Source organism: Calidifontimicrobium sp. SYSU G02091 (genome assembly GCF_022631395.1).
In the GTDB taxonomy this organism is placed as follows: domain Bacteria; phylum Pseudomonadota; class Gammaproteobacteria; order Burkholderiales; family Burkholderiaceae_C; genus Calidifontimicrobium; species Calidifontimicrobium sediminis.
The window spans coordinates 1-12,998 of record NZ_JALBGB010000021.1 but is presented as its reverse complement, the minus strand read 5'-3'; the positions used below and the strand labels follow the sequence as shown (position 1 = coordinate 12,998).

Genomic DNA, 12,998 nt, shown 5'->3' with positions numbered 1-12,998 from the left:
AGCCCCGTGCCCCGTGGCCGCCGTGCGGCGTGTCCGCGGCCCGCCTGCCTTGCCTGCGATCGATCTCCTCGACGGCACCGTCGACGCCGAAGCCTGGCGCGCGTGGGCGCGGCGCATGCGCCGCGCGCTCGACGACGCGGCGGTGTCGCCCGCCGATGCCGTCGTGCTGCTGCCGTTCGCCGAGCTGCTGCCCGTCGCGCGCAGCGCATTCGCCGCGCTGGGTGGCTGGCAGCCGCGCGTCGAGACGACGCACACGCTGGCCGACGCCCTCGGGCCGCCGCCGGCGCGGGTCCCCGAGGCGCCCAGTGGCGACCGCGTGGTCGACCGCCTCGTCGCCGCGGCGCTGCTGCGCGCACGCGACGGCAGCGCCGCGTGGGCGCGGCGCGACCCGCGCGGCTTCGACCACGCCGTCGACGCCGTCGTCGACGCCGCGCACGCGCTGATGCACGCCGTGGCGGCGCAGCCGCCCGGCCAGCGCCATGCGTGGTGGCAGCGCGCACGCGCGCTGCTCGCGCCGATCGAGGGGCCGGGGCGCACCGAGCGCCTGCTCGCGCGCGTGGCCGTCGAGTGGGCCGCGCTCGACGACGTGCAGCCCACCGACCGCCTGTGGGCCGCGCGTCCTGCGGCGTGGGTCACGGTGGCCGGCGTCGGCGGCGATGCGCTGGTGTCGTCGCTGGCCGCACACGCCGGCGCCCCCGTCGTCGACGTGCGCCTGGTCGCCGACGCCGCCAGCGGCTTCGCGCGCGCGGCGTCGCTGCCGCCGCCTCGGCGGCTGGTGTGCGACGGCTTCGAAGACGAGGCCGAGGCGGCCGCCGCCGAAGTGCTGCAGGCGGTGCAGGACGCGGCCACGCCGGTGCTGCTCGTCGCGCTCGACCGCGCGCTCGTGCGGCGCGTGCACGCGATGCTCGAGCGCGTGCCGGGCCTGCGCGTGCACGACGAGACAGGCTGGCGGCTGTCGACGACGCGCGCTGCCGCGCGCGTGATGGCGCTGCTGCGCGCGGCCGCACCCGGCGCCGATGCCGACGCGTGGCTCGACGCGCTGAAGGCCGACGCGGCGTTGCCGGCGTCCACCGTCACGGCGATCGAGTCGGCATGGCGCAGCGGCCGCGCACTCGACGCCGGCCTCGCCGCGGCCTGGGGCGCGCAGCGCGATCGGCTGGCGCCGCTGTCGGTGCCCGGGCGCCAGCCGCTTCGCGACTGGCTGCGCGCGCTCGCGACCGTGCTCGGCGCGCCGGCGGCCGACCCCGCGGCGCAGCAGGTCGCCGCGACGCTGCGGCTCGACGACGGCGACGCCGATGCCGCGTGGCGCGCGGTGGTCCGCGAGACGCGGCTCGACCGCGCCGGCTTCGTCGCGTGGGTCGACGCGGCGCTCGACGCCGCGACGTTCCGTCCGCCCGCGCCCGCGCAGCCGCACGTCGTCATCACGCCGCTGGCGCGCGCGCTGTGGCGGCCGTTCGGCGCCGTCGTCTGCCCCGGCTGCGACGGCTCGCGGCTCGGCGCCGCGGTCGCACCCGACGCGCTGTGGAGCGATGCCGTCGCGGCCGAACTCGGCCTCGAGACCGGCGCGCAGCTGCGCGAGCGCGAGGCCGTCGCGTTCGCGCAGCTGCTGCGCGCGCCGCGCGTCGTGCTGCTGCGCCGGCGCAGCGACGCCGGCGAGCCGCTGGGGCCCAGCCCGCTCGTCGAGCGTGCGTGGCGCGCGCGCCGGCACGCCGGCACCGCCGCGCCGCCGGAGCAGCCGGCGCGGTTGGCGCACAGGACGGTGCGGCCGCAGCCGCCGGCACGCCCGGCGCCGCGCTGGCCGGGGCCGCTGCCGTCGCGGTTGAGTGCGACGGCGGTGCAGGCGCTGCGCGACTGCCCGTACCGCTTCCACGCCCGTGTCGGGCTGGGCCTGCGCGAGGCCGACGAGCTCGACGCCGAAGTCGACAAGCGCGACTACGGCACCTGGCTGCACGCCGTCTTGCTGCGGTTCCACCAGCAGCGCGGCGCACCGCGCGACAGCGCCGCCGACCTCGCGGCGCTCGCGTCGGCCGCCGACGCCGCCGGCGGCGAGCTCGGCCTCGACGCCGCGCGGCTGCTGCCGTACCGCGCCGCGTTCGACGCGATCGCGCCGCGCTACGTGCAGTGGTTGCACCGGCGCGACGCCGACGGCTGGCGCTGGCAGGCCGGCGAGGTCGAGCGCGAGCGTGCGGCCGACGAGCGGCTGCCGCTGCGCCTGGGCGGGCGCATCGACCGCATCGACGACGGGCCCGGCGGCGCCGTCGCGCTGATCGACTACAAGACGGGCTCGCCCGTCGCACTGCGCGCCGCCGTGCGCGAGCCGCTCGAGGACACGCAGCTCGCGACCTATGCCGCGCTGCTCGGTGAGCGCCCGCCCGGGCGCGCGGTGCACGCGATGTACCTCGCGCTCGACGACCGCGAGGCGCCCGTCGAGATCGTGCACCCCGACGTCGCCGCCACGGCGCAAGGGTTCATCGACGGCCTGGCCGCCGACCTGCGCGAGATCGCCGCCGGTGCCGGCTTGCCGGCGCTCGGCGAGGGCGCGGTGTGCACGCATTGCGAGGCGCGCGGGCTGTGCCGGCGCGACCACTGGAGCGCCGACGACGGCGACGCGGCGGGCGCTGCATGACTGCACCGTCGTACCACTGCAACGGCGCGCCGGCCACGCGCGAGACGTTCTACGCCGTGGCCTGCGACCCGCGGCGCAGCGTCGTCGTCGAGGCCTGCGCCGGCGCCGGCAAGACCTGGATGCTGGTCGCGCGCATCGTGCGCGCGCTGCTCGACGGCACACCGCCGCACGCGATCCTCGCGATCACGTTCACGCGCAAGGCCGCCGGCGAGATGCGCGAGCGGCTGCACGGCGTGCTGCGCGAGCTGGCCGACGCCGGCGACGACGCGCGCGTGCAGATGCTCGTCGAGCGCGGCTTGGCGCCCGCGGCGGCGCGCGCCGCGGCACCGCAGGCCGCGACACTGCTCGACCGCGTGCTCGCCGGCGGGCGCGACGTCGACGTGCGCACCTTCCACGCCTGGTTCGCGCAGCTGCTGCGCGCCGCACCGCTGGACCTGCTGCGCGAGCTCGGCTTCGCGCCGCAGATGGCGCTCGTCGAGGAGCTCGACGACCTGCGCGGCGAGCTGTTCGCGCGCTTCCACGCGCGTGTGATCGCCGACGCGGCGCTGCACCACGACTACCGCGACCTCGTCGCGCGCCGCGGCCGCGGCGCCGTGCGCGACTGGCTCGAAGCGGCATGGCAGCGGCGCATCGAAATCGAGCTCGCCGACGAGGCCGGCACGCTCGACGACGCGGTGCCGCCGGCTGGCGACCTGTGGCCGCGCTTCGCCGGCCTCGTCCAACCGGCGCAGGTGCTGCAAGCGCCGGCCGAGCGCGCGCGCTGGCTCGCGCTCGCACGCGAGCTCGCAGCACTGGGCAAGGCCAAGCCGCGCGACGCCGCCGCGGCGATCGAACGGGCGCTCGCGCAGCCCGACGCGCTGGCCACGTACGACGGCCTGCGCCGGGCGTTGTTCACCGACAAGGGCGAGCCGCGCAAGCAGCTCGGCGACGGCGCGGCGCTGCGCGCGGCGATCGACGATCTCGAGGCGCTCGCGCAGGCCGTCGCGCAGCACGACGCGCACGTCGAGCACAAGGCGATGGCGCGCCTGGCGCGCGTGCTGCTGGCCGAGTACGCCGCGCTCAAGCGCCGCCAGGGGCTGGTCGACATGGCCGACCTCGAGCTGGTCGCGCGGCAGCTGCTCGCCGACCCGGTGCTGTCGGGCTGGGTGCAGGAGCGGCTCGACGCGCGCGTACGCCACCTGCTGATCGACGAGTTCCAGGACACCTCGCCGCTGCAGTGGCACGCACTGCGTTCGTGGCTCGAGGGCTACGCCGGCGCTGGCGGCGGTGCTGCACCGCCCGCGGTGTTCATCGTCGGCGACCCGAAGCAGAGCATCTACCGCTTCCGTCGCGCCGAGCCGCGCGTGTTCGCCGCCGCGCGCGACTTCGTCGTCGACGCGCTCGGCGGCGACGTGCTCGCCTGCGACCACACGCGGCGCAACCACCCGGCCGTGCTCGCCGTCGTCAACGCCGTGTTCACGCGGGCGCGCGACGACGGCGAGTACGTGGGCTTTCGCGAACACACGACGCACGTGGCCGGCGACCCCGCGGCGGTGGCGCTGCACCGTCTCGAGCGCATCGCGCGCGACGATGCGGCGCCGGCCGGCCGCGTCGCCGCGCCGCGTGCCGAGGCCACCGCGTGGCGGCCGTCGCTGCACGTGCCACGGCGCGACGCCGAGGAGCACCGGCGCGAGCGCGAGGCGCGCCAGGTCGCGCTGGCGGTGCAGGCGCTCGTCGCCGGCGGCGTCGCGCCGGGCGAGATCCAGGTGCTCGCGCGCAAGCGCGACGCGCTGCGCCGCACCGCGGCGGCGCTGCAGGCGCTGCACGTGCCGTTCGCCGCGCCCGAGGAGTCGGCGCTCGCGGACCAGCCCGAGGCGCGAGACTTGGTCGCCGTGCTGGACGTGCTCGCGTCGCCGGGCCACGACCTGTCGCTCGCGCATGCGCTCAAGAGCCCGCTGTTCGATGCCGGCGACGACGAGCTCGCGCTCGTCGCGCACGCCGCGCGCGACGCCGCGCCGTGCACGTGGTGGGACGCGCTGATGGCGCTGAGCGCGCCGACGCCGGCGCTCGCGCGTGCGCGCGCGCTGCTCGCGGCGTGGGCCGACGCCGCCGCGGTGCTGCCGCCGCACGATCTGCTCGAGCGCATCGTCACCGACGGCGACCTGTGGCCGCGGCTGGCCGCGCGCGTCGGCGCCGAGCGCTGGCCGGCGGCGCGGCAGGCGGTGCGCACGCTGCTCGCGCTCGCGCTCGAGCTCGACGGCGGCCGCTACGCGACGCCGTACCGCTTCGTGCGCGCGCTGCGCCGGCGCGCGCTGAAGGTCGCCGCCGAGGCGCAGCCCGACGCGGTGCAGCTGCTGACGGTGCACGGCGCCAAGGGGCTCGAGGCGCGCGTCGTCGTGCTCGTCGACGGCGACCCCGAGGCGCAGCGCACGCCCACCGCGACGCTGCTCGTCGACTGGCCCGTCGACGCCGCGCAGCCGCGGCGCGTCGCCTTCGTCGCCAGCGAGGCGCGCTGCCCGCCGTCGCTGCGCGAGCTGCTCGCGGCCGAGCAGGCGCAGCGCGAGCGCGAGGAGCTCAACATGCTGTACGTCGCGCTGACGCGCGCGCAGGAGCGCCTCGTCGTCAGCGCCACCGAACCGCACCGCGGCACGCCGCGCAGCTGGTGGCAGCGCCTGCAGGGGCTCGCGGCGCCGCTGGAGCTGGCCGCGGCGTCGGCGCCGGCGGCCGCGGCCGCGCGCGACATCGAGGTCTCGCTGCGGCCGCGGCCCGTGCTCGCCCCGGCGCCGGAGCCGCCACCCGCGGCCGCCGACGACGTCGCGGCGCGGCTGGGCCAGGCGGTGCACCGGCTGCTCGAGTGGGCCACCGCGCCCGGTGCAGCCGGCTTCGACGTCGGCGCTGCCGCCGAGGCGGCAGCGCGCGCCTTCGGGTTGCCGCCGGCCTTGGCGCACGAGGTGCGCGAGCGCGCGCAGGCCGTGCTCGGCAGCGCGCAGGCGGCGCGCTTCTTCGCCCCCGGGCTGCGCTGGGCCGGCAACGAAGTGACCGTGGCCGACGCCGAAGGCGTCGCGCGCATCGACCGCCTGGTGTGCCTCGAGGGCGACGGTGCGCCCGAGTGGTGGGTGCTCGACTACAAGCTCGCGCACGCGCCGGCCGAGGTCGAGGGCTTGCGCGCGCAGCTCGCGCGCTACCGCGCCGCGGTGCAGGCGCTGCAGCCCGGCGAGCGCGTGCGCGCCGCGTTCATCACCGGCCGCGGCGAGGTGCTCGAGATCTGAACCGCGGCCGCCCGCGCGCCGGCACCGAACAGGGTGGGGTTCGCACGGCTGTTCGCCGCTTCGGCGGGCGGGCGCGGCGGGTCCAATCGGGCGCGTCACCCTGTCGCCTGCGATGGCCGTTTCCGACCCTGCCCCGCCTGCTGCCGCGCGCGCCGCGTCGGCGCCGCTGCGCCGCTTCGGGCGCTTCGAAATCCGCCGCCTGCTCGGCCGCAGCGCGCGCTCGATGCTGTGGCTCGCGTTCGACCCGCGCAACGGCATCGAGACGATGCTCGCGCTGCCGCGCCAGGCGCTGCTGCCCGCCGACCTCGCCGCGTGGCTGCAGGCCGCACGCCGTGCGGCGCGGCTGGACCACCCGCACCTCGTGCCGGCGACCGAGGTCGGCGAGCACGAGCAGTGGCCCTATGTCGCCTACGACCGCCGCGCCGGCCAGACGCTGGCCGAGCGCCTGGGTGCCGAGCCCGAGGCGACGCTCGACATCGCGGGCTGGATCGCCGGTGCGCTCGACGGGCTCGCGTTCGCGCACGAGGCTGGCGTCGCGCACGGCGACCTGCAGCTGCACATGCTGGTGCTCGGCGAGTCGGGCACGGTCAGGGTGCTCGGTCTCGAAGTGGCGCCTGCGGCGACGCCCGCGGGGCCGCAGGCCGACGGCGCACCGGCGCGCGCGCTGTCGGTCGACACCGGCGAGCTGCGCGCACGGCGCGACGCCGCGCAGCGCGACGTGCTCGCCGTCGGCGTGCTGCTGCACCACCTGCTGGCCGGCCGCCCGGCACTCGACGAGCCCGACGTCGCTGCGGTGATCGAGCGGCTGCCGCCGCACGGGCGCGACATCGTGCGGCTGCCGTTCTCGATCCCGCGCCCGGTGCCCGAGCCGCTGCGCGCGATCGTCAACCGCGCGACCGACCGCCAGCCGCGCCAGCGCTACCTCAACGCGCGCACGCTCGCGCGCGCGCTGCGCGGCTGGATCGAGGTCGAGACGGCGCAGGCCGGCGGCGCGCACGCGCTGCTCGTCGAGCGCGTGCGCCAGATCGGCGCGCTGCCGGCCACGCCCGGCGGTGCCGCGCGCGCGGCGCGTCTGGCGCTGCTCGACCGCGAGCACACCGCCGAGCTCGCGCAGATCGTGCTGCGCGACCTCGCGCTGTCGTTCGAGCTGCTGCGCGTCGTCAACACGGCGCAGGTGCGCGGCACGCAGGTCTCGGGCAACGGCCCGGTGCTGACGGTGCGCCGCGCGATCGCGATGGTCGGCCTCGAGGGCGTGCGCCGCGCGGCCAACGGCCTGCGCGCGTGGCCCGGGCCGCTTTCGGAGGCCGGCGCGCGCGAGCTCGCGGCACTGATCGAGCGCACGCGCCGCGCCGGGCGGCTCGCGCAGGCGCTGCGGCCGGCCGGCTACGACGCCGAGGTCGTGTTCCTCGTGACGATGCTGCAGAACCTCGGACGGCTCGTCGTGCAGTACCACTTCCCCGACGAGGCCGTGCAGATCCGCCGCCTGATGCAGCCGCTGCCGGCCGCGTCGCCGGAAGAACGCGGCGAGCCCGGCATGAACGAACAGCAGGCCGCCTACGCGGTGCTGGGCTGCGACATCGAGGGGCTTGCGGCCGCCGTCGCGCGCCACTGGGGCATGGACGACGCGGTGCTGCACATGATGCGGCGCCTGCCGCCGACGGTGCCGGTGCGCCAGCCCGACCACGACGACGACGTGCTGCGCGCCGTCGCGAGCGCCGCGCACGAGGCGATCGATGCGCTCGCGCTGCCGGCGCGCGAGCAGCACGCCGCGCTCGAGCGCGTCGCGCAGCGCTACGCGCGCGTGCTGGGCCTGAACCTGCGCGACCTGCAGGCCGCGCTGCAGGCGTCGCAGTACGACAGCGACGTCGACGACGACCTCGACGACGACGCCCGCAGCGACGACGACGGCGCCGCCACCTGGTCGGCGGCCACCGGGGCCTCGGCATGAGCGCCGTGCTGCCGGCGGCACGGTCGCCCGGGCGCACCGTGCTCGGGCGCTTCGTGCTCGAGCGCAAGCTCGGCGAGGGCGCGCAGGCGTCGGTCTGGCTCGGGCGCGACACGCGGCTCGAGCGTGAGGTCGCGCTCAAGCTGCTCGCCCCCGACGCCGACGCCGGCGCGGTGAGCCAGTGGCTGCACGAGGCGCGTGCGGTCAGCCAGCTGACGCACCCGCACATCGTGCCGGTGTTCGAGGCCGACGAGCACGACGGCCAGAGCTATCTCGTGTTCGAGTACGTCGCCGGGCCGACGCTGTCGCAGCGGCTGCGCAGCGGCGGGGCGATCGCGCCGCGCGAGGCGGTGACGATGATGCTCGGCGTGCTCGACGCGCTGCGCGCGGCGCACGCGCGCGGCATCGTGCACCGCGACCTGAAACCGTCGAACATCCTGCTCGATGCCGACGGGCGCGCACGCGTGATGGACTTCGGCATCGCCGCGCGCATCGCCGACCCGCACGACCGCCGCATCTTCGGCACACCGGGCTACATGTCGCCCGAGGCCGCGCGCGGCAAGCCGCCGACGCCGGCGATGGACGTGTTCGGCGCCGGCGTCGTGCTCGCCGAGATGCTGTCGGGCACGCCGCTGCTGCGCGAGCGCGACCCGATGCGCGCGATCGAGCGCGTCGCGCTGGAACAGCTCGAGCTGCCCGAGCACCTGGGCGATCCGCCCGACGACGCGCTGCGCGCCATCGTGCGCCGCGCGATCGCGCGCGATGCGGCGCAGCGCTTCGCCGACGTCGGCGAGATGCACCAGGCGCTCGCGCAGTGGCTGCAGCCCAAGGTCGAGGCCGTCGTCGACCCCGAGGCCAGCGGCACGCTCGAGTTCCTGCTGCGCCGCATGCGCCTGAAGAGCGACTTCCCGGCGCTGTCGGATGCGGTCGCGCGCATCCAGCGGCTGACGCGCTCCGAGAACGAGAACCTGAACAACCTCGCCAGCGAGATCCTGCAGGACGTCGCGCTGACGAACAAGCTGCTGCGCATGGTCAACTCGGCGCACTTCTTCGCCGCCGGGCCGGTGACGACGGTGTCGCGCGCGGTGGCGCTGGTGGGCTTCGCCGGCGTGCGCAACATGGCGCTGGCGCTGGTGCTGCTCGAGCACATGCACGACAAGGGGCACGCGCAGCAGCTGAAGGAGGAGTTCCTGCGCGCGCTGATGGCCGGCACGCTGGCCGGCGAGCTCGTGCCCGCGGTGCGCGACGGCGAAGAGGCCTTCCTCAGTGCGATGTTCCAGAACCTCGGCCGGCTGCTGACCGAGTTCTACCTGCGCGAGGAGGCGCAGCAGATCCGCGCGCTGATGCGACCGCCCGCGGGCACGCTCGAGGCCGCCGCGCCGCCCGACCAGGACAGCGCCGCGGTGCGCGTGCTGGGCATCAGCTTCGAGGACCTGGGGCTGGGCGTCGCCAAGAGCTGGGGCCTGCCCGAGACGCTGCGCCAGTCGATGCGCCGCGCCGGGGCCGACACGCCCGCGCGTGCCGCCGAGCGCGGCCCCGAGCGCATGCGCTGGCTCGGCCAGGCCGCCAACGAAGTCGCCGACGCGCTGCTGTACAGCGACGACGCCGACGCGAAGATCGGCGACATCGACCAGCGCTACGCGCGCGTGCTCGGCTTCAAGGCGGGCGAGCTGCGGCGCGCGGCCGAGCAGGCGCAGCAGCGGCTGGCGTCGCTGGTCGAGGCGATGGCCATCCGCGTCGGCCCCACCGACCGCGCGCAGCGCCTGCTCGCGCCACCTGCGCCGTCGGCCGAGGACTCGCTCGCGCCGCTGCAGCTGCAGGCCACCGCCGCGGCGGCGGCCGCCGCGCTCGACCTGGACCTCGGCGAACCGGCGGCCGACGTGCTCGCCGCGGGCATCCAGGACATCACGAACCACATGGTGTCGGACCAGTTCCGCCTCAACGAAGTGCTGCGCATGGTGCTCGAGACGATGCTGCGCGCGCTGCGCGTGCGCCGCGTCGTGTTCGCGCTGCGCGACGCGAAGACGAACACGCTGGTCGGCCGCTTCGGCCTCGGCGACGGTGCCGACGCCGTCAGCGCCGCGCTGCGCGTGCCGCTGCAGCTCGCGCCCGGCGCGGCGGCGGACCTGTTCACCGCGGTGTGCCTGAAGGGCGTCGACACGCTGATCGCCGACGCGAACGTCGCGAACATCGCGTCGCGGCTGCCGCCGTGGTTCCGCGAGCGCGTCGGCGCGCCGAGCTTCCTGCTGCTGCCGCTGACGCTGAAGAACGCGCCGTTCGGCCTGATCTACGCCGATCAGGCCACCGCCGGCGGGATCGCGCTCGGCGAGAAGGAACTCACCCTGCTGCGCACGCTGCGCAACCAGGCGGTGATGGCGTTCCGGCAGGCGGGCGGCTGAACCCGCGTGCGCACGCCGCGCGCCGGCACTCGAATGGGAAGGGTGGGGGAGGGTGACGAGCCTTGCCCTCGGCACTGGTCGCAACGGTTAGGGCTGCTTGGTTCCCCACCTGACCCGGTTGGCCGCGCTTCCATGCGAGGAGGCCCGTCAGCAGCGATTGTAGGTGACGGGTCGGCGCCGGTCCGTCACGCTGGCTCATGCGCATCGCCGCGGCATGGTGCGCAGGGGCAGGACGCCGGCACGCGGCGTGCGGCGAGGTGTTGGCCGCCGCAGCGACGGTCCGCCGGTCGATGTCCGGTCGGCTGCGCGGCGTCGTCGAGCGCAACGCGCTGCGCTGTCACGGTGCGATCGAGGCGATGCTGGCAGCGAGCACGCCGCCACCGCTGGCGCACTGGCGTGTTCAGCGCAGCTGCAGCTCGTCGGCGCCGAAGCGCACGCCCAGCGGTTCGATCAGCACCTGCTTCGGGCCGGCCTCGACGCTGCCGGCGACCCAGGCCTCGATGCCCAGCGCGCGCGACACCTCGACGACGCGCGCCGCGTCGCCGGCGGCGACGTACAGCGCGAAGCCGGCACCCATGTTGAACGTGCCGTAGGCCTCGCGGTCGTCGAGCTGCGCGTGCTGCTGCACGAAGCGCAGCACCGGCGGCACGTCGGGCACGGTGTGCAGGCGGTAGGTCAGCGCGGCGGGGTGGCGCATCAGCTTGCGCCAGCCGTGGCCGGTGACGTTGGCCGCGTAGTGCACCGCGACGCCGGCCTTCGCGAGCGCCTCGGTGACCGGCGCATACAGCACCGTCGGCGCGAGCAGCGCCTCGCCGTAGTTCAGCGTCGACGTGACCGGCGTCAGGTAGCCCTGCGGCAGCCTTTCGACGAGCTTGCGCGCCAGCGTCAGGCCGTTGGCGTGGATACCGCTGGAGGCCAGCAGCACGATGGCGTCGCCCGGCGCGAGTTGCTCGCCCAGGCTCAGCCGCGACTTCGGCTGCACGATGCCGGTGCACGACGCGGCAAGGTCGATGCGGCCCGACTCGACGATGCCCGCGAGCGCCGGCGTCTCGCCGCCGCCCCACGCGACGCCGCAGGTGTCGCACGCGCGCTTCCAGCCGTCGACGAGCGCCTGCGCGCGCTGCGCGTCGCCGAACCATTCGCTGCCGCCGGCGGCCCAGTAGGCCTGCACGACGAGCGGCGTCGCGCCGACCGTGATCAGGTCGTTGACCGCCATCGCGATCGTGTCCTGCGCGATGCCGTCGTAGTACGAGCGGCCCGTCAGCCGCGCCATCTCGTCGGCCACCAGCGCCTTGCTGCCCAGGCACTCGACGATGCTCGCGAGGTAGAACGGCCCGGCGTCGACGATGTAGGCCGACTCGCCGCGCGACGCGGCGACCTCGACCATGCCGTGCGGCGCGAGGTTCGCCGCGGTGGCGGCGGCGGCGCGCTGCGCGGCCACCTTCAGCGGGTCGATCACGTCGTAGTCGACGCCGGCCTGGTGGTAGGTCAGGGGGGTGGCGGGGGCGCTGGACATGGCGGGCATTATCGGCGTCGCCGCAGCGGCGGCCGCGCCGGGTCGGGCAGGGGGCGACCCGTAGAATGACCCGCATGTCCTACGTGGTCCTCGCGCGCAAGTACCGGCCGCGCTCGTTCGAGCAGATGGTGGGGCAGGAGGCGGTGGTGCGCGCGCTGACGAACGCGCTCGAGCGCCAGCGTCTGCACCACGCCTACCTGTTCACCGGCACGCGCGGCATCGGCAAGACCACGGTGTCGCGCATCCTCGCGAAGAGCCTGAACTGCACCGGCGCCGACGGCAGCGGCGGCATCACGGCGCACCCGTGCGGCGTGTGCCAGGCGTGCACCGAGATCGACGCCGACCGCTACATGGACTACGTCGAGCTCGACGCGGCGAGCAACCGCGGCATCGACGAGATCCGCGACCTGCTCGAGCGCGCGGCGTACAAGCCCAGCGTCGGGCGCTTCAAGGTCTTCATGATCGACGAGGCGCACCAGCTGACGAAGGAGTCGTTCAACGCGCTGCTGAAGACGCTCGAGGAACCGCCCGAGTACCTCAAGTTCGTGCTCGCGACGACCGACCCCGAGAAGATGCTGCCGACGGTGCTGTCGCGCTGCCTGCAGTTCAACCTGCGGCCGATCGCGCCCGAGGTCGTGCAAGAGCACCTCGCGCGCGTGCTCGACGCCGAGCACGTCGCGGCCGAGCCGGCGGCGCTGCGCCTGCTCGCGCGCGCCGCGCGTGGTTCGATGCGCGATGCGCTGTCGCTCACCGACCAGGCGATCGCCTACGGCGGCGGCACCGTGACCGAGGCGAACGTACGCGCGATGCTCGGCAGCGTCGACCGCGGCCACGCCGAGCGGCTCGTCGAGGCGCTCGCGCGCCGCGACGGCGCGGCGGTGCTCGCCGAGGTCGACGCGCTGCGCGAGCACGGCCTGTCGGCGTCGGCGACGCTCGAGCAGATGGCGATGCTGTTGCAGCAGATGGCCGTCGTGCAGGCGGTGCCCGACGCGCTCGACGCGAGCGACCCCGACACCGCCGCGGCGCGCACGCTGGCCGCCGTGCTGCCGCCCGACGAGACGCAGCTGCTCTACAGCCTCGCGATCCACGGCCGCAACGAGCTCGCGCTGGCGCCCGACGAGTACGCCGGGCTGACGATGACGCTGCTGCGGCTGTTCGCGTTCGCCCCGGCCGGGGGTGCGCCGCGCGCGGCGGCCGCGCCCGACGGGGGCCGTCCGGCGGCCGCGCCGCTGCGTGCGGCGTCGGCGGCACGCCTTCCCATGCA

The 12,998-nt window shown here is 76.3% G+C and carries 6 protein-coding genes and 1 other RNA gene; 5 read left to right on the top strand and 2 right to left on the bottom strand.

What is annotated here, in order from left to right:
- The first annotated feature begins 49 nt into the window (after positions 1-49).
- The 4 genes from MOJ79_RS12995 (at position 50) to MOJ79_RS12980 (ending at position 10,218) form a co-directional block, all read left to right on the top strand.
- Positions 50-2,626 carry a PD-(D/E)XK nuclease family protein gene (locus MOJ79_RS12995; protein WP_241924542.1) on the top strand — a complete coding sequence of 859 codons (2,577 nt, stop codon included), beginning with the start codon at positions 50-52 and terminating at the stop codon, positions 2,624-2,626.
- The gene (locus tag MOJ79_RS12990; RefSeq protein ID WP_241924541.1) at positions 2,623-5,874 is read left to right on the top strand and encodes a UvrD-helicase domain-containing protein; all 3,252 of its coding nucleotides are present in this window, start codon (positions 2,623-2,625) and stop codon (positions 5,872-5,874) included. Before MOJ79_RS12995 ends, MOJ79_RS12990 begins: the two co-directional genes overlap by 4 nt.
- A gap of 112 nt (positions 5,875-5,986) precedes the next feature.
- A complete protein-coding gene (locus tag MOJ79_RS12985; protein WP_241924540.1) occupies positions 5,987-7,822 on the top strand; it encodes a serine/threonine protein kinase in 1,836 nt (611 codons plus the stop codon).
- Positions 7,819-10,218 carry a serine/threonine protein kinase gene (locus MOJ79_RS12980; protein WP_241924539.1) on the top strand — a complete coding sequence of 800 codons (2,400 nt, stop codon included), beginning with the start codon at positions 7,819-7,821 and terminating at the stop codon, positions 10,216-10,218. Before MOJ79_RS12985 ends, MOJ79_RS12980 begins: the two co-directional genes overlap by 4 nt.
- Before the next feature lie 51 nt (positions 10,219-10,269).
- Here the strand turns inward: MOJ79_RS12980 and ffs are convergent.
- Positions 10,270-10,367, bottom strand: an RNA gene (gene ffs, locus MOJ79_RS12975) — signal recognition particle sRNA small type.
- A 251-nt stretch (positions 10,368-10,618) separates the two neighbouring features.
- Positions 10,619-11,734 (bottom strand): AIR synthase-related protein, encoded by a 1,116-nt coding sequence (locus tag MOJ79_RS12970; RefSeq protein WP_241924538.1) that lies wholly within the window; start codon positions 11,732-11,734, stop codon positions 10,619-10,621.
- A gap of 74 nt (positions 11,735-11,808) precedes the next feature.
- Between MOJ79_RS12970 and dnaX the strand changes: the two genes are divergently transcribed.
- The coding region (gene dnaX / locus MOJ79_RS12965) for a DNA polymerase III subunit gamma/tau (protein WP_241924537.1) at positions 11,809-12,998 on the top strand (1,190 nt) is incomplete at its 3' end.

Coding starts and splice junctions, on each gene's coding strand:
- MOJ79_RS12985 (WP_241924540.1), top strand. CDS start 5,987: ATGGCCGTTTCCGACCCTGCCCCGCCTGCTGCCGCGCGCGCCGCGTCG.
- MOJ79_RS12970 (WP_241924538.1), bottom strand. CDS start 11,734: ATGTCCAGCGCCCCCGCCACCCCCCTGACCTACCACCAGGCCGGCGTC.
- MOJ79_RS12990 (WP_241924541.1), top strand. CDS start 2,623: ATGACTGCACCGTCGTACCACTGCAACGGCGCGCCGGCCACGCGCGAG.
- MOJ79_RS12980 (WP_241924539.1), top strand. CDS start 7,819: ATGAGCGCCGTGCTGCCGGCGGCACGGTCGCCCGGGCGCACCGTGCTC.